The sequence below is a fragment of the Paenarthrobacter sp. YJN-5 genome (genome assembly GCF_015040095.1).
Lineage (GTDB): Bacteria > Actinomycetota > Actinomycetes > Actinomycetales > Micrococcaceae > Arthrobacter > Arthrobacter ureafaciens.
Window position 1 is genome coordinate 1468393 of record NZ_CP053544.1, and the last position, 19347, is coordinate 1487739.

At 65.2% G+C, this 19347-nt stretch carries 20 protein-coding genes and 1 riboswitch; of the genes, 15 read left to right on the plus strand and 5 right to left on the minus strand.

Going from position 1 to position 19347, the window contains the following annotated elements:
* The first annotated feature begins 18 nt into the window (after positions 1–18).
* Positions 19–684 (plus strand): ferritin-like fold-containing protein, encoded by a 666-nt coding sequence (locus HMI59_RS06970; RefSeq protein ID WP_193593204.1) that lies wholly within the window; start codon positions 19–21, stop codon positions 682–684.
* Here HMI59_RS06970 and thiE read toward each other — a convergent pair.
* On the minus strand, positions 681–1343 hold the full coding sequence (thiE, locus tag HMI59_RS06975; protein WP_193593205.1) for a thiamine phosphate synthase: 663 nt from the start codon (positions 1341–1343) through the stop codon (positions 681–683). The genes HMI59_RS06970 and thiE overlap by 4 nt on opposite strands.
* A gap of 27 nt (positions 1344–1370) precedes the next feature.
* A riboswitch (TPP riboswitch) is annotated at positions 1371–1488 on the plus strand.
* Here thiE and thiO point away from each other — a divergent pair.
* The 3 genes from thiO to HMI59_RS06990 all read left to right on the plus strand — a co-directional run bounded on the left by thiO (position 1481) and on the right by HMI59_RS06990 (position 3773).
* Positions 1481–2740: a glycine oxidase ThiO gene (gene thiO, locus HMI59_RS06980; RefSeq protein WP_193593206.1), complete on the plus strand. Its 1260-nt coding sequence runs from the start codon at positions 1481–1483 to the stop codon at positions 2738–2740. It overlaps the preceding riboswitch by 8 nt.
* Positions 2737–2973 carry a sulfur carrier protein ThiS gene (thiS, locus tag HMI59_RS06985; protein WP_166183425.1) on the plus strand — a complete coding sequence of 79 codons (237 nt, stop codon included), beginning with the start codon at positions 2737–2739 and terminating at the stop codon, positions 2971–2973. Before thiO ends, thiS begins: the two co-directional genes overlap by 4 nt.
* Before the next feature lie 2 nt (positions 2974–2975).
* Positions 2976–3773: a thiazole synthase gene (locus HMI59_RS06990; protein WP_021471801.1), complete on the plus strand. Its 798-nt coding sequence runs from the start codon at positions 2976–2978 to the stop codon at positions 3771–3773.
* 104 nt (positions 3774–3877) lie between these two features.
* On the opposite strand, the gene HMI59_RS06995 is transcribed toward HMI59_RS06990, so the two are convergent.
* From HMI59_RS06995 to HMI59_RS07005, 3 genes are read right to left on the minus strand one after another with little or no spacing between them, the layout of a single operon-like run.
* Positions 3878–4180, minus strand: a complete 303-nt coding sequence (locus HMI59_RS06995; RefSeq protein WP_069695187.1) for a hypothetical protein — start codon at positions 4178–4180, stop codon at positions 3878–3880.
* 31 nt (positions 4181–4211) lie between these two features.
* On the minus strand, positions 4212–4436 hold the full coding sequence (locus tag HMI59_RS07000; protein WP_021471803.1) for a DUF3107 domain-containing protein: 225 nt from the start codon (positions 4434–4436) through the stop codon (positions 4212–4214).
* 51 nt (positions 4437–4487) lie between these two features.
* Positions 4488–5144 (minus strand): TetR/AcrR family transcriptional regulator, encoded by a 657-nt coding sequence (locus tag HMI59_RS07005; RefSeq protein ID WP_370583575.1) that lies wholly within the window; start codon positions 5142–5144, stop codon positions 4488–4490.
* Positions 5145–5228: 84 nt separating this feature from the next.
* Here HMI59_RS07005 and moeB point away from each other — a divergent pair, with 84 nt between their 5' ends.
* The gene (gene moeB / locus HMI59_RS07010; RefSeq protein WP_193593207.1) at positions 5229–6428 is read left to right on the plus strand and encodes a molybdopterin-synthase adenylyltransferase MoeB; all 1200 of its coding nucleotides are present in this window, start codon (positions 5229–5231) and stop codon (positions 6426–6428) included.
* 70 nt (positions 6429–6498) lie between these two features.
* On the opposite strand, the gene HMI59_RS07015 is transcribed toward moeB, so the two are convergent.
* On the minus strand, positions 6499–7818 hold the full coding sequence (locus HMI59_RS07015; protein ID WP_193593208.1) for a glutamyl-tRNA reductase: 1320 nt from the start codon (positions 7816–7818) through the stop codon (positions 6499–6501).
* A 159-nt stretch (positions 7819–7977) separates the two neighbouring features.
* Here HMI59_RS07015 and hemE point away from each other — a divergent pair, with 159 nt between their 5' ends.
* The 10 genes from hemE to HMI59_RS07065 all read left to right on the plus strand — a co-directional run bounded on the left by hemE (position 7978) and on the right by HMI59_RS07065 (position 19259).
* Complete coding sequence (hemE, locus tag HMI59_RS07020) at positions 7978–9093, plus strand: uroporphyrinogen decarboxylase (RefSeq protein ID WP_031216331.1); 1116 nt, start codon at positions 7978–7980, stop codon at positions 9091–9093.
* Positions 9094–9098: 5 nt separating this feature from the next.
* Complete coding sequence (hemG, locus tag HMI59_RS07025; protein ID WP_255527656.1) at positions 9099–10562, plus strand: protoporphyrinogen oxidase; 1464 nt, start codon at positions 9099–9101, stop codon at positions 10560–10562.
* Between the two features lie 72 nt (positions 10563–10634).
* Positions 10635–11336, plus strand: coding sequence for a hydrogen peroxide-dependent heme synthase (hemQ, locus tag HMI59_RS07030; RefSeq protein ID WP_021471809.1), 702 nt, complete (start codon positions 10635–10637; stop codon positions 11334–11336).
* Positions 11333–12556: a ferrochelatase gene (locus HMI59_RS07035; RefSeq protein ID WP_166183416.1), complete on the plus strand. Its 1224-nt coding sequence runs from the start codon at positions 11333–11335 to the stop codon at positions 12554–12556. Before hemQ ends, HMI59_RS07035 begins: the two co-directional genes overlap by 4 nt.
* The gene (gene hemC, locus HMI59_RS07040) at positions 12553–13548 is read left to right on the plus strand and encodes a hydroxymethylbilane synthase (RefSeq protein ID WP_193593209.1); all 996 of its coding nucleotides are present in this window, start codon (positions 12553–12555) and stop codon (positions 13546–13548) included. The genes HMI59_RS07035 and hemC overlap by 4 nt, the downstream gene beginning before the upstream one ends.
* Complete coding sequence (locus HMI59_RS07045) at positions 13535–14413, plus strand: uroporphyrinogen-III synthase (protein WP_193593210.1); 879 nt, start codon at positions 13535–13537, stop codon at positions 14411–14413. Before hemC ends, HMI59_RS07045 begins: the two co-directional genes overlap by 14 nt.
* Positions 14410–15390 (plus strand): porphobilinogen synthase, encoded by a 981-nt coding sequence (hemB, locus tag HMI59_RS07050; protein ID WP_193593211.1) that lies wholly within the window; start codon positions 14410–14412, stop codon positions 15388–15390. Before HMI59_RS07045 ends, hemB begins: the two co-directional genes overlap by 4 nt.
* Positions 15390–16469: an LLM class flavin-dependent oxidoreductase gene (locus tag HMI59_RS07055; RefSeq protein WP_021471814.1), complete on the plus strand. Its 1080-nt coding sequence runs from the start codon at positions 15390–15392 to the stop codon at positions 16467–16469. The genes hemB and HMI59_RS07055 overlap by 1 nt, the downstream gene beginning before the upstream one ends.
* Positions 16470–16513: 44 nt before the next feature.
* A complete protein-coding gene (gene hemL, locus HMI59_RS07060) occupies positions 16514–17833 on the plus strand; it encodes a glutamate-1-semialdehyde 2,1-aminomutase (protein ID WP_193593212.1) in 1320 nt (439 codons plus the stop codon).
* 115 nt (positions 17834–17948) lie between these two features.
* Positions 17949–19259, plus strand: a complete 1311-nt coding sequence (locus HMI59_RS07065; RefSeq protein WP_193593213.1) for a glycoside hydrolase family 3 protein — start codon at positions 17949–17951, stop codon at positions 19257–19259.
* Positions 19260–19347: the final 88 nt, after the last annotated feature.

Consider the following 19347-nt stretch of genomic DNA (forward strand, 5'->3'; position numbering starts at 1 on the left):
GGCGGATAGTCTTGGACCATGGGCACGTCCACTCTTGGCGGGATTCCCGCGGACGTTCTCCCGGCAGAGCTGCTGGGAGCCATGGCCTATGGCGAATTGTCAGCGTTCGGGCGGTTGTCCGCGGACTCCCGCTTTGCCCCTACCCTCCGGGACCGGGCTACCTTTGCCAAGATCGCGGTCGGTGCGTTCGGCAACTATGCGTTGATCAGCGGCAGGCTTACCGAGATGGGGCGGGACCCCGAAGACGCCATGCTTCGCTTCCAGCCGTCGTTCGATCACTTCCATGAGCGCACCCCGCCAGGGGACTGGTACGAGTCTGTTCTGAAGGCGTACATCATCGACACGGTGTCCTCGGACTTCTACAGGACGGTGTCCGGCTTCCTGGACGCCGGGACACAGCAATTCGTCCGGAAAGTCGCTTCTGCGGACCAAGCCACCGAGGCGTTGCGCATCCTCCTCATGCGGGCCCTGAGGGACGATCCCAGGTTGGCTTCGCGCCTTGCCCTATGGGGCCGAAGGCTGGTCGGTGAGGCCCTCACCCAGGTGCAACGGGTGGCGTTGGAGCACCCGGACCTGCGTGCCGTACTTCATGACGGACAGGCCAAGGCGGAGGTACGCCGGTTGACGGCGGAACTCGCCGATCACCACGGGCGCCGGATGACGGGCCTCGGACTGACTGCCTAGGCGTCCAGGGCTTCGAGCAGCGCTTTGGCCGCCGCCGTCGGGTCTTCTGCGTCGGTGATGGCGCGGACTACGACGATGCGGCTGGCTCCTGCCGCAACCACCTGCTCCACATTCGAAAGATCGATCCCGCCAATGGCAAACCAGGGAAGGGCGGATCCTGCGCGTTCCACAGCTTCGGTGGCATATGTGACCAAGCCCAGGCCCACTGGCGTCCGGCCCGGTTTGGTGGGTGTGGCCCAGAGGGGACCGACGCAGAAGTAGTCCAGTCCTTCGCTGCCCGACGAAGCCGCAATGGCCGCGTCCACCTGATCAGGCCCATGCGTGGAAAGACCTATGGCAGCGGTGTCCCCGAGCAGCTGCCGGGCCACGGGCAGCGGGAGGTCCTTTTGGCCCACGTGGAACACAGGAGCCCCGGAAACACGGGCGATATCAGCCCGGTCGTTGACCGCCCAGAGCTTGGAACGGCGGGTGGCAACTTTGTTCAGGACCTCGAGCAACTCCAGTTCCTCGGCGGCCTCAAGGGTCTTGTCACGGAGCTGGATGATGTCCACGCCGCCTTCGAACGCGGCGTCCACAAAGTCTTCGAAATCGCCTTGCCGCCGGCGGGCATCGGTGCACAGGTAGAGGCGGGCGTCGGTCAGGAGATCAGGCTGGGTCATGGAAACCAGAGTAGTTCCTCTAAACTGGGCACGTACTGCGGGAGCCGTGACAGCGTCATATGACCGTCCGGCTGAGAGGGCTTCAGAGCCGACCGCTTGACCTGATCCGGCTAATACCGGCGTAGGGAAGGAAACCAATGGCAGAAGCCATCGAAGCAGACGTTGCCGTCATCGGCGCAGGCGTAGTCGGCCTGGGCATCGCCCACCGGATCCGGGCCACAGGCCGTTCCGTGGCCCTCATCGATCCGAACCCTGCCAGTGGAGCAACCTTTGCAGCGGCCGGGATGCTGGCCCCCGTGAGCGAACTCCACTACCAGGAAGAAGATCTCCTGGAACTGATGCTCGAATCGTCCAGGCTATGGCCAACGTTCGTGTCCGGATTGTCCGGTACCGGCGTCACCACCGGCTACAGCACGACGTCGACGCTCGCGGTGGGTGCCGACGCCGCCGATCGACGGGCGCTCGCCGATCTGCGCTCCGTGCAACAGGCGGCGGGGCTCACAGTGGAGCCGTTGATGCTGCGGGACGCGCGGCAGCGCGAGCCGCTGCTCAGCCCCGGAATTTCATGCGCTTTCGATATCCCGGCCGACCACCAAGTGGACCCCCGCCGGCTGGCGGAGTGCATACTCGCCGGATTGGCCGCGCACACCCCGTCGGATGCCACATGGGTCCCGGGCGCAAGCTGCGGGTTCCAGCTGGCAGCGGCGGCCCGGCGGCTGCTGTGGGAGGGTGACCGCGTTGTAGGCGCTGAACTCTCCACCGGCCAAGTGGTAGCGGCAAGGGAAACCGTGCTGGCCAATGGCTTGGCGGCTGCGGCGACCGGCGGACTTCCTGAGGACCTGCACCTGCCGCTCAGGCCGGTTTACGGAGACATCCTCAGGCTCCGGGTACCGAAGGACCTGCGGCCGTTGCTGACCTCCACAGTCCGCGGAATGGTGCGGGGAGTGCCGGTGTACATCGTGCCCCGCGAGGACGGGACCGTGGTGATCGGGGCAACCCAACGCGAGGACGGGCTTTCGACGGGATCGAATGCGGTGTCTGCCGGAGGCGTGTACCAGCTGCTTCGGGACGCCCAGGTCCTGGTCCCCGCAGTCGGTGAGCTGGAACTCATCGAAGTGACAGCCCGGGCACGGCCGGGAACACCGGACAACGCCCCGCTCCTGGGGCGGGTGGGTGCGCCGGACGGCGCCGTCCGGGGCCTGATCATAGCCACGGGTTTCTTCCGCCACGGCGTACTCCTGACCCCCATAGCCGCACAGATCGTGGCCGGCTTGCTCGACGGTTCCGCGGATGACCGGTGGGTCCGGTTCCGTCCGGATCGTTTTTCTCCGCAAGGCGCCCTCGCCGGGCGCGGCATTCCAACACCATCCATCGCTTCCACCAAGGAAACAGCATGAACATCACACTCAATGGCGCCCGGCACACCGTGGCCGATGGCGCATCCGTCAGCACCCTGGTCACGTCCGTTACGGGCCGCATCCTCGACCCGAGCGGACAGGCGGCCGACGGCGGCAAGCTGGGTGTCGCCGTCGCGCGCAATGCGGAGGTGGTCCCGCGTAGCCAGTGGGCAGCAACGAACCTCGCCGACGGCGATGAACTCGAACTCGTTACCGCAGTCCAGGGAGGCTGACCATGACTATCCTCAACACCGAAACCACTACTGACACGCTGGAAATCGACGGTGTCGCCTTCAGTTCGCGGCTCATTATGGGCACCGGTGGCGCCCCGAGCCTGGACGGTTTGGGGGCGGCCCTGGTTGCTTCCGGTACGGAGCTCACCACGGTGGCCATGCGCCGCTACTCGCCGGCCGAGACGGGCTCGCTGTTCCAACTGCTGGTGGACAACAACATCCGGGTGCTGCCCAACACGGCAGGTTGTTTCACTGCCAAGGACGCTGTCCTCACCGCTGAGCTGGCCCGCGAGGCACTGGAGACCGATTGGGTGAAGCTGGAAGTCATCGCGGACGAACACACGCTGTTGCCGGACGCGGTTGAACTCGTCGACGCCACTGAACAACTGGTCAATCGGGGTTTCAAAGTATTCGCGTACACCAACGACGACCCCGTGTTGGCACTGCGACTGGAAAACCTCGGCGCCACTGCGGTCATGCCCCTCGGAGCACCGATCGGAACCGGCCTGGGCATCCTTAACCCGCACAACATTGAAGTCATTGTGTCCCGTGCCTCCGTGCCTGTTGTCCTGGACGCAGGCATCGGAACTGCTTCCGATGCGGCACTGGCCATGGAGCTCGGTTGCGACGCTGTCCTCCTGGCCACAGCGGTGACGCGTGCCCAGAACCCTGTCCAGATGGGTGAGGCATTCATGCACGCCGTCAAGGCAGGCAGGCTGGCCAGGCTGGCAGGCCGCATTCCACGGAGGGAACACGCGCTGGCATCATCGGCGATGGAGGGCCGGGCAGAGTTCCTCTGAGTCCCTACTAAAGCTGCGACGGCGGGTACTGCTGACAACTGTGGCCACCACCCCATGCGGGCGGTGGCCACAGTTGTTAGTCGCCCCGTTGAGCCGGGAAGGTGCTACAGACGGAGTGCTTTGGTGAGCGCTTCAGTGTCCCGCAGGGTCCGGGTCCTGCCAAGGAACACCGCGACGCCTGCCGCAGCTGCCGTGCCAAGGACGATCGGCAAGACCCATGGAATCCAGGTCAGCCCCGGCTGGTAGCCGAAGCCGGCCGCAATGAAGGCGATCCAGCTGAGGGCCCCGACTCCGAGGGATACTCCCGCGGGGACGGCAATGCCGTACTTGCCATGCCGTTTGTCGTTTGCCCACACCAGGAAGCCGGTGGCGACGGTTACGAACACCATCACGACGAGGGAAAGCATGGGGTCTCCTTAGCGTTGCGGGCGTTCTGGATCAGAGTGCGCCGAAGCCCACGCGACGAACTTCCTCAGCGCCGATCTCGACGTAGCCCAGGGCACCGCCCGGAACGATGACCTGACGGCCCTTATCATCGGTGAGGCGCAATTCCGAGCCTTTGGACAGGGCGTCTGAAACAAGCTTGCCTACGGCCTCGGCATCGAGCGAGGATTCGAGCACAATTTCGCGGCCAACGTTCTGAATGCCGATCTTTACTTCCACAACAAGGCCTCCAAGCCAATCAACGTTTTAGGTCAGTCCCTTATTTGTAGCCTAGGACTCTTTGGGGAATCGACTGATTCCGCGCCAAGCTAAACGATAGATCAGATCACTGGCCACATCGAGGTCAAGGTTTCCATCCGTTTCCAGCCAGTACCGGGCGCTGACCTGCGCCATTCCCGCCAGGCCGCGGCCCAGCAACTGAGCTTCAAGGGGCGGCAGCTTGGTGTCTTCGGCGATCACATGGGCTACTGCGTCCGCGAACGTCTTGTTGAACGTCTCCAGGCGTGAGCTGACGTCGGGATCATTGATGAGGTCCGATTCGAAGACGAGGCGGTGGGCCTGGTCGTCATCGGCAATGAACTTGTAATAGGCGCGCATTACCGCCTTGACGCGTTCCTTGTTGTCCGTGGTGGAGTTCAGCGCGCTGAGCATCAGTTCCGTCAGTGCGGCCAGATGGCTGTCCAGCAACGCCATGTAGAGGTCCCGTTTGGAGGGAAAGTGCTGGTAGAGGACCGGTTTGCTGACGTGGGCGGTTTCGGCGATCTCATCCATGGCTGCTCCATGGAAGCCATTGGAAACGAAAACCTCCAATGCCGCGTTCAGTAATTGTGCCCGGCGCTCGTCCCGCGGCAACCTTGCTGAGCGGGTGGAACCGGACCGTTCCTGCTTTGCTGCTGCCCCATCGTTTGCCCGTGCGCCGTCAGCCACAGTCTGCCGCCTTTCCTTTGCAGTTATGACCACTGTACCGGTGGGTAATATGACCGGGCGGCATCGGCAGGCATACATTGGGGTATGGCCTCAATTCTTGCTGCCCCCACTGCGCCCGCGGTCCTGCCGCCACTCGTTGAACCGGCCGACGGACTGACGCCGGCCGAGGTGGAACGGTACTCCCGGCATCTCATCATTCCCGAAATCGGCGCGGTGGGCCAACGCAGGCTTAAGAATGCGAAAGTCCTTGTCATAGGTGCCGGTGGCCTGGGCTCTCCGGCGCTTTTGTACCTGGCCGCGGCCGGCGTCGGGACTCTGGGCATCGTGGACGATGACGCCGTTGACCTGAGCAACCTCCAGCGCCAGGTCATCCACGGTGTTCACGATGTGGGCACACCCAAGATCGAGTCCGCACGCAAGGCCATCGCCGAGCTCAATCCGCTGGTCACCGTAGTCCTGCACAACCAGCGGCTGGATGCGTCCAACGCGCTGGAGCTTTTTGCGGGCTATGACCTCATCCTCGACGGTGCGGACAACTTCGCCACGCGCTACCTGGTCAACGATGCCGCAGCGATCCTCGGCAAGCCGTACGTCTGGGGCTCCATCTTCCGTTTTGACGGCCAGGTCAGCGTGTTCTGGGCAGAACACGGCCCCACCTACCGCGACCTGTACCCCGAAGCCCCGCCCGCCGGCTCGGTGCCCTCCTGCGGCGAGGGCGGTGTCTTCGGCATGCTGTGCGCCGCAGTGGGCTCGCTGATGGTGACCGAGGCAGTGAAGCTGATTACCGGCGTCGGGCGTTCCCTGCTGGGGCGGGTTGCCCTCTTCGACGCGTTGGGCGGCAGCTGGCGCGAAATCAAGGTGTCCAAGGATCCCGAAGCCCAACCCATCACTGAACTGACGGACTACGAGGCATTCTGCGGGGTTACGCCGCCGGCCCCGACCGACGGCGAACACACCGTCACAGCCAAGGAACTCGCCGCGATGCTGGCCGAACGTGCAGCGGGGGAGCGCGATTTTGACCTGGTGGACGTGAGGGAATCAGGCGAGTACAGCATCGTGAATATCGATGGCGCCGTGCTGATTCCGCAGGGAAGGATCCTGGCCGGTGAGGCCTGGGTTGACCTGCCGCAGAACCGGGACATCGTGTTCCACTGCAAGGCAGGGACGCGTTCGGCCGCAGTGCTGGAGGCCGCACGGAAGGCGGGGTACACGCGTGTCAGCCATCTCGACGGCGGCATCCTCGCCTGGGTGCGGGATGTGGAACCGGAGAAGCCCGTCTACTGACATGTAGGCAGAGAATAGCCGCCTACCGGTCGCGGTGAGCGGCAGCCAGGTTTAGCCGGCGAAGCTTGCGCTAGGCGCTTTCGGAGCGAAGTTGCTGGTGGTCTACCGGGCACTCCGCTGCGGGAGCTGCCTGGGGCGGCTCCACCTGGATACCGTAGAGCGCTTCCAACGCTGCCACGTAGTCTTCCTGACGGCCGTCGGAGGCCAGTTCGCGGGCACGTACGGTGGGGATGTGCAGCAGCTGCTTCACCATCCGGCGAAGTGCGAATTCGACTTCCTCGGCCGCTGCAGTGCACCCGTGCCGGGCGCGGACTTTCTCCATTTCGGAGTCGAGGACGTTCATGGTGTGGCGTCGCAGGGCAACGATGGCCGAATCCACCGAGCGCGATTCGCGCTCTGATTCGAAAGCCGTGGCGGCGCCGCTGACGATCGCACTGGCTTGGGACAGTGACTCGGCCTGCTCCTGCGGCGCAGCCAGGCGGACTGATTCGAGGGTAAGGAGTTCAACGCCGTCGAGTTCGCCGACGGCGGGATCGAAGTCGTGGGTCAGTGCAAGGTCGATCGCAATCAACGGCTTTCCCGAATTGGTCCTGACGCGGGCGAGATCCTCTGCCTCAACCCGGTTGTCGGAACCGCTGCAGCCGATCATCACGTCGGCGGCTGCCACGGCCCCGGGAAGCGAATCGGCGTCGAGGGCTGTTCCGCCGCGGGTGGCAACGAATGTTTCCGCGCGGCCGGAGGAGGAATAGACGGAGATGTCCGAGCAGCCCCGTTCGCGCAGCAGGGACATGGTGGCTCCCGCATAGGCGCCGGTACCGAAGATCACTACCTTCTTGGTGGACCAGTCCGGATTGTCCGAAAGATCGGTTGCCAGGTCCAGTGCCACGGAGACAATGGAAAGGCCACGGGAACCGAGTGCCGTCTGCGCGCCAACGTCCTTGGCGGTCTTGGAAGCCGCTTGGAAGAGCCGGACCAGCCCCGGACTTGCGGTGCCTTCCTGCTGTGCGGTGATCAGGGCGCGGCGGACCTGCCCCGCGATCTCACGTTCGCCCACGACGGCGGAATCCAACCCGGCGCTCACCGCGAAGAGGTGGCGTGTTACGTCCGGACCTGCATGGGTGTTGAAGGAACGCGACACGAGTTGCTCATTGAGTCCACTGAGTTCGCTGATCTGGGAAACCAGGGCGGAGCGGGCGGCTTCGACGTCGGCGCCGTTCGCTGTTTCGCCATAGATTTCGTAGCGGTTGCACGTTGCCAGGACCACGGCTCCGGAGACGACCGGTGAGCCCGTCAGGGCGGTGGAAGCCAGCTCGGAGGAACCGTTGCTCAACTGAGCGACGGTTTCGAGGTCGATGTCGGCGTGTGTAGCCACCAATGAGAAAAGAACCACAACAAACCAATCATAGCTTTTTCGTAGCGCGGTAGAACAACGTGCCGCCGTGGCAATGACCACCAGCTGGAGTGATCCCTGCCACATGGGTATGGCGGCGGGTGGAACGTGACAGCCTGTCGTTATCTTTTGCACCGGATTTTCGGCACAATCAAAGGCATGACTTCTAGCGCGGCACCCTCCAACAATACGGCCATCAATGCCCCAGCAGGCAAGCTTGGGCCGGGCCACCCCCTCAATGATGGCCGCACTGCGGACTCGCCGCTGATCACCGCCTACCGCGGCGGTACGCCTTCGCGCAGGCCCGTCTGGTTCATGCGTCAGGCCGGCCGTTCCCTGCCCGAGTACCTCAAGGTACGCGAGGGCGTTGCCATGCTCGATTCATGCCTGCGTCCTGAACTCGCCGCAGAGATCACGCTGCAGCCCGTGCGTCGCCATGATGTAGACGCCGGTATCTTCTTTTCCGACATCGTCATTCCCCTCAAGCTCGCCGGCGTCGGAGTGGACATCGTTCCCGGTGTCGGGCCGGTGTTGGACAAGCCGGTACGGACTGCCGACGACGTAGCCGCGCTGCCCGAGCTGACCTGGGAAGCGCTGGAGCCCATCCGCGAAGCCGTCCGCCTCACGGTGGCGGAGCTTGGCAAGACTCCGCTCATCGGTTTTGCCGGCGCTCCCTTCACCCTGGCTGCCTACATGGTGGAAGGCCGTCCTTCCCGGGACCATCTGGGCCCCCGGACCATGATGCACGCAGACCCTGAAACCTGGACGGCGTTGGCCAACTGGGCTGCCGACGCCTCGGGCCTGTTCCTGCAGGCTCAGTTGGAAGCCGGCGCGTCGGCCGGCCAGCTCTTCGATTCCTGGGCGGGTTCCCTCGGCCTGGCTGATTACACCAGGTTTGTGGCGCCGGCCTCTTCGCGGGCCCTCAGCCACGTTCGCGGACTGGGTGCGCCGTTGGTGCATTTCGGTACCGGCACCTCCGAGCTCCTGGTGGCCATGCGGGATGTTGGCGTGGATGTCGTCGGCGTCGACTACCGGCTGCCCCTGGACGAGGCCAACCGCCGGTTGGGCGGAAGCGTGCCGTTGCAGGGCAACATCGACCCAGCGCTCCTTTCTGCTCCCTGGGAGGTGTTGGAGGCCCACGTCCGGGAAGTCATCGCAGCCGGTTCCGCGGCACCCGGACATGTAGTGAACCTCGGCCATGGTGTTCCGCCCGAGACGGATCCCACCGTGTTGACCCGGGTTGTTGAACTCATCCACTCCATCCCCTCGGAGTAGTCGTCGTGCGCTCGCGAGGTGCCGCGCCCCAAAGCCCCACGGCGGTGGTTGTAGGCGGCGGCGTCTCAGGCTTGGTGGCCGCCCGCGAACTGGCGATGGCGGGCATCGCCGTGACGGTTCTCGAGGCCTCGGAGTCCTGGGGTGGCTGTGTGGGAAGCCACGTCGTGGCAGGTTTGTCCCTTGACAGTGGGGCTGAGTCATTCGCCACCCGTTCTTCCGCTGTTGCCGACCTGGTCCGGGAGCTGGGAATCGGCGGGCAGATTGTCGCACCGCGGCCCGGGGGAGCATGGGTGCAATTGCCCGAGGGCGCCAGGGAACTTCCGAAAACCGGAATCCTGGGCATCCCGGCCAAGCCGTGGGACCCCGAGGTCCGGCGCTCGCTGGGCTTCCTTGGTGCCCTGCGCGCATCCATGGACCGGATCCTGCCGGCCGGGCTCGGCACCTCTGCCGAGCTGACGAGCGTTTCCCAACTGGTCCGGACGAGAATGGGCAAGCGGGTCCTCGAGCGCCTGGTGGAGCCCGTGGTGGGCGGCGTCCATTCGGCCGACCCGGCCCTGTTGGACGTTGACATGGTGGCGCCCGGGCTTCGCGATGGCGTCCGCGCCAACGGCTCGCTTGCCGCTGCCGTCGCAGCACAACGAAAGGCTGCGCGCGGTGCGGGGTCCGCGCCTGCCAAAGCCGGCTCCGCCGTCGCGGGGCTGAAGGGCGGCATGCACACCTTGGTCGGAGCCCTGATCAAGGACCTGCAGGACCGCGGGGCAGTGCTGCTGACCCGCCAGCGGGTGGACGGCATCCGCAAGGCCGGAACCGGTTGGCAGGTTTCGGCTGGTGATTCCACGTACGACGCCGGGCGGCTGGTGGTTGCGCTCGACGGCCCGGCCGCCGTCGGACTGCTTGCGGAGTCAGTGCCGGCGCTGGCTGGACTCCGCCCGGAAGCAGGCCCGCTGGTCAGCCTGGTGACGCTGGTAGTGGATCTTCCCGAATTGGACAGCCGGCCGCGCGGTACCGGAATCCTCGTTGCCCCCCAAACTCCGGGAATCAGGGCCAAGGCCCTGACGCACGCCACCTCCAAGTGGGATTGGCTTGCCGGGGAAGCCGGTCCCGGCACCCACGTGGTCCGCCTTTCCTACGGACGGCTGGTCGGCGTCGAAGGCTCTGACGGGCAGTCTGCATCGGCCATGGACGACCAGTCCCTGCTTTCGGCTGCAGTGGAAGACGCCTCGAACCTCCTCACGGTTCCCATCACCCGTGCGGACGTCGTGGACTGGGACGTCGTGCGATGGGAAGGTGCCCTGCCGTTTGCCGCCGTGGGTCACAAACAGCGCGTGGCTGAGGTTCGCCGGGTCTGCGGGGCTATGGAGGGCCTGGCTGTCGTGGGGGGATGGCTGGCCGGGAACGGCCTTGCTGCCGTGGTTGCCGATACCCGGGCCCAAGCGAAGAAGCTTGCCCACGAGACCGCCAGTATGTGATTTGCATCACTTCTACGTCTTGTAGAACTGATCCGTTTCGACTTAGGGGCCAGCACGGGGCAAACTTGAACCATGAGCCACACTTCCGCCGAATCTGTCACTAAAACTGCCGAAAACGAAGAACAGTTTTTTACGCTGTGGACCGTTTTCAAGCGCTCTGCCGACGTCCTGCGCAGCGGCGAAGCTGCCCAGGAATTTGAAGCCCTGACCGGGAAACTGGCTGCGGACGGCGTGACGGTGCGGGGGTGCTATGACGTGTCCGCCATGCGTGCCGACGCTGACATCATGGTGTGGTTGCATGGCTCCAAGCCCGAAGACCTGCAGTCCGCTGTCCGCGCCATCCGCCGGAGCAAGCTCTTCGCAGGAACGGAAATCGTTTGGTCGGCCATGGGCGTCCATCGCGAAGCGGAGTTCGCCAAGAACCACGTGCCTGCTTACGCCCGTGGCGTCGAGCCCAGCACCTGGCTCTGCGTCTACCCGTTCGTCCGCTCCTACGAGTGGTACATCCTGCCGGCTGAAGAGCGCGGCAAGATGCTGCGGGACCACGGCCTCCTGGGCCGGGACTTCCCCCAGGTCATTTCCAACACCGTGTCATCCTTTGCCTTGGGTGACTGGGAGTGGATCCTCGGCCTCGAGGCACCTGAGCTCGTGGACCTCGTGGACCTGATGCGCCACCTGCGCGCCACCGAGGCCCGCAACCATGTTCGTGAAGAAATTCCGTTCTACACCGGGCGCCGGGTCACCGCCGCTGAGATTGCAGAGGTCCTTGCATGAGCACTTTCCCCATCTCCACTGAACCGAACCAGGTGACCGAGCGCGGCAGGCTGGAGCCGAAGAACTACGACGCCGTGCTGCTGGCCTCCTTCGGTGGTCCGGAAGGCCAGGAAGACGTCATCCCGTTCCTGCGGAATGTAACCAGGGGCCGGGGCATCCCTGACGAACGCCTTGAAGAGGTATCGCACCATTACCGCGCCTTTGGCGGTATCAGCCCCATCAACCAGCAGAACCGTGAGCTCAAAGCCGCCATTGAGGGTGAGCTCGCCCGCCGCGGCATCGAGTTGCCTGTGCTGTGGGGCAACCGTAACTGGGACCCGTACATCGCGCCGGTTTTGCAGGACGCCTACGACGCCGGCCACCGCCGCATCCTGATGCTCACCACCAGCATCTACTCCTGCTACTCCAGCTGCCGCCAGTACCGCGAGGACATCGGCGTTGCGCTGACGGAAACGGGTTTGGACGGCAAGCTGGAAGTCGACAAGATCCGCCAATACTTCGACCACCCCGGCGTAGTGCAGCCGTTCCTGGAAGGAACCGCGGCCGGACTGGAAGAGATCCGCGGGAAGCTCGTTGCCGCAGGCGAAACGGACCCGGACTCCAAGATCCGTGTCCTGTTCGCAACCCACTCCATCCCTACCCGGGACGCCGAGGCTGCGGGCCGGTCCGTGGACGAACCCCGCGAATTTGCCGAAGGTTCCGCCTACGCAGCCCAGCACCTCGCCAACGCCAAAGCCATCATGGACCAGGTGGCACCGGACGTTGCCTGGGACCTCGTGTACCAGTCGCGTTCCGGAGCGCCGCACATTCCGTGGTTGGAACCGGACATCAATGACCACCTTGAAGCGATCGCGCCCGAGGGCGTCCGCGGTGTGGTGATCGTGCCGCTTGGATTCGTGAGCGACCATATGGAGGTCGCCTGGGACCTCGACACCGAGGCGCTGGAGACGTGCGGAAACCTCGGAATCGAAGCTACCAGGGTCCCGACGCCCGGCACCCACGCGGCATTTGTCTCCGGCCTGGTGGACCTGATCTGCGAACGCACAGTGGAGAACAACATCTCCGAGCGGCCGCACGTGACGGACCTCGGCCCGTGGTACGACGTATGCCGCCCGAACTGCTGCGAGAACTTCCGGGGCGCCAAGCCCGTGATAGCGGAGAAAGGCGCCACTGTCGGTAGCGGACATGACCCCTACCCGGTGCCGGAGGGCAGCAAGTGAGCGTCCGCATCGGGACCAGGGCCAGCAAACTGGCCCTCACCCAGACCCAGCAGACGGCGGACCGCTTGGCCGCCGTCGGGGGCTTTCCCGTGGAGCTGGTCCACATCAGGACCGAAGGTGATGTCCGGACGGGTTCGCTGTCCCAAATGGGCGGCACGGGCGTGTTCGTTGCAGCGCTCCGTGATTCGTTGCTGGCAAAAACCTGCGACGTCGCCGTGCACTCCTTGAAGGACCTGCCGACAGGCGCCGAGCCCGGGCTGACCATTGCGGCAACGCCCAAGCGCGTGGACGTCCGGGATGTGTTGTGTGCCCGCGACGGCCTGACCCTGGCCGAACTGCCGGGCGGGGCGAAGATCGGCACGGGCTCCCCGCGCCGCGCGGCTCAACTGCGTGCTGCCCGTCCCGACGTCGAGGTCCTGGATATCCGCGGAAACGTCGATACCCGCCTTGGCCGCGTCCCGGGGCTGCCCGGCAACGCCACGGACGACGTCGTGGAGGGCAAATCCAACGACCTCGACGCCGTAGTCCTGGCCGCCGCCGGCCTCGAGCGCATGGGCCGGCTGGACACCGTCACCGAATACTTCGAAACGTCAGTGATGCTCCCCGCTCCCGGGCAAGGAGCGCTTGCCATCGAATGCCGGACATCCGATGCGCCGCAACGCGGCCAAGCGGGTGGGGGAGAAGGAGTGCTTGCCCAGGCCCTGAGCGCACTCAACGACGACGACACCCGGCTTGCGGTGACTGCAGAGCGTGCTGTGCTGGCCAGGCTCGAGGCAGGCTGCGCAGCCCCCGTGGGTGCCTACGCGTTCCGGAAAGGCAGCATGCTGCACCTTGAAGCAGTGGTGTGCGCCGTGGATGGGACCCGGACAGTCAGGGAAAAGAAGGCCACGGACGGGCTGACGGAAGTTGGAGCCACCCTGCTCGGCATCGAAGTGGCAGAGCAGTTGCTCGCCGCCGGCGCCGCGGAGATCGCGGACCTTGCCGCTTCCTGACCAGCCGGACTTCCACGCCCTAAAGGGCCGCCGCATCCTGATCACCAGGAGTGCGGACAGGGCCCGGCCCCTTGCTGCCGTTCTGCAGGGCAAGGGGGCGGAAGCCTTGGTGCTCCCGCTCATCGACTTTGAGCGGGTCGAGGACCAGGGGCCGATGGACGCCGCTTTGGATGAACTCCAGGGCGGCTCCTTCGATTGGTTGGTCATCAGCAGCGTCACAACCATCCGCGTGCTGATTGAAAAGGCCGCCGAACGGGGAATCCAGCCCCGCCAATTGGTACCCGGGACTACCCGGGTTGCCGCTGTCGGCACTTCATCCCGGAGCGTCCTTGAGGCACTGGGGATCGCCGTGGACCTGGCCCCGGTAGGCCAGCAGTCCGCCGAAGGCCTGGTGTCTCTGTGGCCCGCTGGCGGGGGCCGTGCGTTCCTTCCCCAAGCGGACATCGCCGCACGCACCTTGGCCGAGGGGCTGCAGGCAAAAAGTGCGACCGTATCCGTTGTCACCGCCTATCACACGGTCGACTACCCGGCCCGGCCGGAACGGCGCCTTGCCGGTGAACTGCCGCCCGCCGTCGTGGCCTCCGGCCAGGAAGCAGGCCGTGAAGTGACCGTCCAGGATGTACGCGCCGCGCTCGACCACGGCACGCTCGACGCCGTTGTGGCCGCCTCACCCAGCGGCGCCAAGCGCATCGCCGGCAACCTCCTGCCGCTGGGAAAGTGCCGCCTTGTGGCCATTGGACGCCCCACCGCCGCGGAAGCAGCGCGGCTCGGCCTGACAGTTGCTGCCACAGCCAAGGAACCCACCCCGGACGGCATCGCGACCGCCTTGGAATCCGTATTCGCCAATGAAGGGAACACAAGATGAGCTTTCCGAACCACCGTCCACGCCGCCTGCGCACGACACCGGCCATGCGACGCCTCACCGCAGAGAACCGCCTGGCGCCCGCAGACCTGATCCTGCCCGCCTTCATTCGCGAGGGCCTGACGGAGCCAAGCCCCATCACTTCCATGCCCGGCGTCGTCCAGCACACCACGGACACGCTCAAGCGTGCCGCTGCGGAGGCTGTGGAACTGGGCGTTGGCGGCATCATGCTGTTCGGAGTTCCCGAGGTTCGCAATGCCCGGGGGACCGCGTCCCTGGATCCCGAGGGCGTCCTGAACAAGGCCATCCGCGATGTCAAAGCCGAAGTGGGTGACGACCTCGTGATCATGGGCGACGTCTGCCTCGACGAATTCACCGACCACGGGCACTGCGGGGTCCTGGACTCCAATGGCTACGTGGACAACGACGCCACCCTGGAAATCTACGGCCAGATGGCTGTGGCCCAAGCCGAAGCGGGTGCGCACGTGCTGGGGCCCTCGGGCATGATGGATGGCCAGATTGCCGTCATCCGCCAGGCCTTGGAGGAATCCGGGCACAAGAACACGGCCGTGCTGGCCTACGCCGCAAAATACGCTTCGGCCTTTTACGGCCCGTTCCGTGAAGCCGTGGATTCCCAGTTGCAGGGCGACCGCCGAACCTACCAGATGGACGCTGCCAACCGCCGCGAAGCGATCCTGGAAGTGGAACTGGACCTCGAAGAGGGGGCTGACATGGTCATGGTCAAGCCCGCCATGAGCTACCTCGACATCCTGGCCGACGTCGCGGCGATGAGTCCGGTCCCGGTCTCCGCCTACCAAATCTCGGGCGAATACGCCATGATCGAAGCGGCTGCCGCGAACGGTTGGATCGATCGTCGGGGTGCCATCACGGAGTCCGTCCTGGGTATCAAACGGGCAGGTGCCGATACCATCCTCACCTACTGGGCCTCCGAACTCGCAGGCTGGCTTAAGGAGTCCTGATGACCCCTGTATCGTCCGATCCCACGGCCCCTGTGGGCCCCGGGGAGATCCTGCTCGGCCTCAATACTTTCGGAGACGCGGGGCTGGATGCCGACGGGAACCCTAAGGAACACGCGCAAGTCCTTCGCGAGTTGCTGGAAGAAGCAAAACTGGCGGACGCCGTCGGAATCCACGCCTTTGGTGTCGGGGAGCACCACCGCCGCGATTTTGCGGTATCCGCGCCCGAAGTGTTCCTCGGCGCCGCTGCCGCCGTGACCTCACGGATCCGACTGGGAACTGCGGTGACGGTCCTGAGCTCCGATGACCCCATCAGGGTTTTCCAGCGCTTCGCTACCGTTGATGCGTTGTCCAACGGGCGTGCCGAGGTGATGCTGGGCAGGGGATCCTTTGTGGAATCCTTCCCTCTCTTCGGCCTGGACCTGGCTGACTACGAGGTGCTGTTCGAGGAGAAACTGGACCTGTTCCACAAGGTCCGGGCCCAGAAGCCCGTTCACTGGGAAGGCCGGACAAGGCCCAACGTCAACGGGCTGCAGGTCTACCCTCGGCTCCAGCACCACCTGTTGCCCGCCTGGATCGGCGTAGGCGGGACACCGGAATCCGTGCTGCGGTGTGCGGAGTACGGATACCCCATTATTTTCGCCATCATCGGGGGAGAACCCCGACGCTTCGCGCCCTTGGTCAATCTCTACCGGGAGGCGATGGGGAAGTACGGGCACCCCATGCGCCAGATCGCCACGCACTCGCCGGGATACATCGCCGAAACTGATGAAGCCGCGCGCGAAGAACTCTTTCCGCATTGGTTGGAGCAGCGCAACCGGATAGGGTCCGAGCGCGGCTGGGGTCCGGGTAACCGCGGCGAGTTCGAGGCCATGTGCGGTCTCCAAGGTGCCCTCTACGTGGGCTCGCCCGAGACAGTAGCCCGGAAAATAGCCCTCCTCAAACGGAACCTCGGGGTTGACCGCTTCGATCTCAAATACAGCAACGGAACGCTGCCGCACGGGTCCATGATGCGTTGCATCGAGCTCTACGGCACCGAGGTGGCCCCGCGCGTGGCGGAGCTCCTCGCCGAACAGGCCTAAGCAAGCGTCATAGCGGCGCTGGAATCACTGGAAGAATAGGAACCATGACCTCAAACACCCCTGTGTCCGACCAACTGTTCGATCGGGCCCAATCCCTGATGCCCGGTGGTGTCAATTCGCCTGTTCGTGCGTTCGGTTCAGTGGGCGGTACACCGAAGTTCATGGTCTCCGCCAAGGGTGCCTACCTCACCGATGCTGACGGCCGCGATTACGTGGACCTCGTCTGCTCCTGGGGCCCGGCCCTCCTGGGCCACGCCCACCCCGCCGTCCTCGAGGCTGTCCACGCGGCAGTTGACCGGGGCCTCTCTTTCGGCGCGTCCACTCCGGACGAAGCCAACCTTGCCGCACTGGTTAAAGAGCGCGTTTCCGCCGTGGAACGGATCCGCATGGTTTCCACGGGCACGGAAGCCACGATGACCGCAGTCCGGCTCGCCCGCGGCTTCACCGGCCGGAACCTCATCATCAAGTTCGCCGGCTGCTACCACGGCCACCTCGACGGTTTGCTTGCATCCGCAGGTTCGGGCGTTGCCACCCTTGCACTTCCGGGCTCCGCCGGCGTGACGGCAGCGGCGGCCGCCGAAACCATGGTCTTGCCGTACAACGATCTGGCCGCCGTGGAAGAGGCTTTCGCCGCCCACGGCAAGGACATCGCTGCGGTCATCACGGAAGCAGCGCCGGCGAACATGGGCGTTGTCACCCCGGGAGAGGGCTTCAACGCAGGCCTCTCACGCATCACCAAGGAACACGGCGCACTGCTCATCCTTGACGAGGTGCTGACCGGATTCCGTACGGGCTACGCCGGTTACTGGGGTTTGACCGGTCAGCAGGAAGGTTGGGCTCCGGACCTGCTGACTTTCGGAAAGGTGATTGGCGGCGGAATGCCGACGGCGGCCCTCGGCGGCCGTGCCGACGTCATGGACTACTTGGCCCCGGTGGGACCGGTGTACCAGGCGGGAACGCTGTCCGGGAATCCCGTTGCCATGGCCGCAGGTGTCGCCACCCTGACGCACGCCACGCCGGAGGTCTACGCGCACGTAGATGCCCGGTCCTTGGAACTTTCCGCGGCCCTGTCGTCCGCCTTGGACGCCGAGGGCGTGGACCACTCCATCCAGCGCGCAGGAAACCTGTTCTCGGTGGCCTTCGGCACGTCGGCCAACGGTGTGCACAACTATCAGGACGCCCAGGCCCAGGAAGCATTCCGGTACGCCCCGTTCTTCCACTCCATGCTGGACTCCGGCGTCTACCTTCCGCCGTCCGTCTACGAAGCATGGTTCCTCTCCGCAGCCCACGACGACGCTGCCATGAACCGGATCTACGACGCACTGCCGGCAGCAGCCAAGGCCGCCGCCGGAGCAACCGCCTAAGGGCCGGCGCCAACCACCGGCGCCCCTTCGGCTTCCATGATGCTGATGGGGCGCTGTTTGCTTAACGGGGGTAGTGTCGTAGGGGAACCCAACCCCAACGAATCCACGGTTTACCATGCGCACCACCACGTCCTTTGCCTTCCCCAGCAAGTCCGTCACGGCTGTCAGCAAGACCGTCATGGCTCTTGGTCTCACCGCAGTTCTGGCAACCGGGTGCTCCAACAGCGGAGCTCCCGGGTCCGCCACCCCGACTGCCCCGCACTCAAGCCCCGCTCCGCCGTCGGCGTCCTCCCCGCCGGCCGCGACGCAAAGTCCTGGCACCGCCTCAGCCTCCCCGGACGCGGGGCCCAACTTGAGCGCTGCGCCGCCTACTTCGGCCGCACCTGCTGATACTGCGTCCCAACAATTGTCCCGGCTCAGCCTGGATCAGCGGGTTGGCCAGTTGTTCATGGTCGCAGCCAAGGCAACGGGCGCGGATCCGGGCACCATGACGGCCCTGACTACCTACCACACAGGAAATGTCTACCTGAGCGGCCGCAGCAAAGCAGGCTCCGAGGCAACGGCCAAGGTCGTGGCCTCCCTGACCGGAACCGTCAGCCCGGGCACCACCGGCAACCTTCCGCTGTTCGTCGGGACGGACCAAGAGGGCGGCAACGTGCAGGTCCTTTCCGGTCCCGGATTCACAACCATTCCTGCGGCAACAGCACAGGCCGGGCTGGGCGGAACCCGGTTACGTTCCGAGGCAGCCGTGTGGGGCAAGGAATTGCGGAGCGCAGGTGTCAACGTGAACCTCGCGCCGGTCCTGGACACCGTTGCCAGCCCGGAGTTCGCACCGTCCAACGGCCCTATCGGACGGTTCCAGCGTCAGTACGGCTATTCACCCGGAACGGTGTCCGAATTGGGTAACGCCTTCGCCTTGGGCATGGCCGACGCAGGCGTGGCGCCGGTGGTGAAGCATTTCCCGGGCTTGGGGCGGGTGGTGCCCAACACGGACGTCAGCAAGGACGTGCGGGATAAGGAAACAACCCGGACCGATCCCGCCTTGGCGCCTTTCCGTGCGGCGATCAAGAATGGAACCCGCTGGGTCATGCTCTCCAACGCGTACTACGACAAGATTGACCCCGCCACCATTGCTCCGTTCTCGCCCGTGATCACGTCAATGCTCCGCGAGGACCTGGCATTCGACGGGATCATTGTCTCGGATGACCTGTGCAGTGCCGCCCAACTGGAGCCCTGGGGGAGTGCTGACCGGGCGCTGAACTTCTTCGGGGCCGGGGGAACCATGATGGTCTGCGCAGACCCTTCCCGGATCCCTGCCATGCACCAGGCCGTCGTCGACAAGGCGCAGTCGGATCCTGCCTTCATGCGGAAGATCGACGATGCAGTCCTGACGATTTTGCGGGTCAAAGCCGCGTCAGCCCTTTAGAGCGGGCGCGTCTTAAAGGCCCATCCCGGTCTTCGTGGAAGCCAGGGGATCCACGGAAACCAGAACCCAAGAGGAAAGCCCCGTCTTG

Excerpts from the sequence above, each read along its gene's own strand:
- HMI59_RS07065 (WP_193593213.1), top strand. The coding sequence starts at position 17,949 with ATGCGCACCACCACGTCCTTTGCCTTCCCCAGCAAGTCCGTCACGGCT.
- hemE (WP_031216331.1), top strand. The coding sequence starts at position 7,978 with ATGACTTCTAGCGCGGCACCCTCCAACAATACGGCCATCAATGCCCCA.
- thiS (WP_166183425.1), top strand. The coding sequence starts at position 2,737 with ATGAACATCACACTCAATGGCGCCCGGCACACCGTGGCCGATGGCGCA.
- thiO (WP_193593206.1), top strand. The coding sequence starts at position 1,481 with ATGGCAGAAGCCATCGAAGCAGACGTTGCCGTCATCGGCGCAGGCGTA.
- hemB (WP_193593211.1), top strand. The coding sequence starts at position 14,410 with ATGAGCTTTCCGAACCACCGTCCACGCCGCCTGCGCACGACACCGGCC.
- HMI59_RS07055 (WP_021471814.1), top strand. The coding sequence starts at position 15,390 with ATGACCCCTGTATCGTCCGATCCCACGGCCCCTGTGGGCCCCGGGGAG.
- thiE (WP_193593205.1), bottom strand. The coding sequence starts at position 1,343 with ATGACCCAGCCTGATCTCCTGACCGACGCCCGCCTCTACCTGTGCACC.
- HMI59_RS06970 (WP_193593204.1), top strand. The coding sequence starts at position 19 with ATGGGCACGTCCACTCTTGGCGGGATTCCCGCGGACGTTCTCCCGGCA.
- hemL (WP_193593212.1), top strand. The coding sequence starts at position 16,514 with ATGACCTCAAACACCCCTGTGTCCGACCAACTGTTCGATCGGGCCCAA.
- hemQ (WP_021471809.1), top strand. The coding sequence starts at position 10,635 with ATGAGCCACACTTCCGCCGAATCTGTCACTAAAACTGCCGAAAACGAA.
- HMI59_RS07035 (WP_166183416.1), top strand. The coding sequence starts at position 11,333 with ATGAGCACTTTCCCCATCTCCACTGAACCGAACCAGGTGACCGAGCGC.
- HMI59_RS06995 (WP_069695187.1), bottom strand. The coding sequence starts at position 4,180 with ATGCTTTCCCTCGTCGTGATGGTGTTCGTAACCGTCGCCACCGGCTTC.
- moeB (WP_193593207.1), top strand. The coding sequence starts at position 5,229 with ATGGCCTCAATTCTTGCTGCCCCCACTGCGCCCGCGGTCCTGCCGCCA.
- HMI59_RS06990 (WP_021471801.1), top strand. The coding sequence starts at position 2,976 with ATGACTATCCTCAACACCGAAACCACTACTGACACGCTGGAAATCGAC.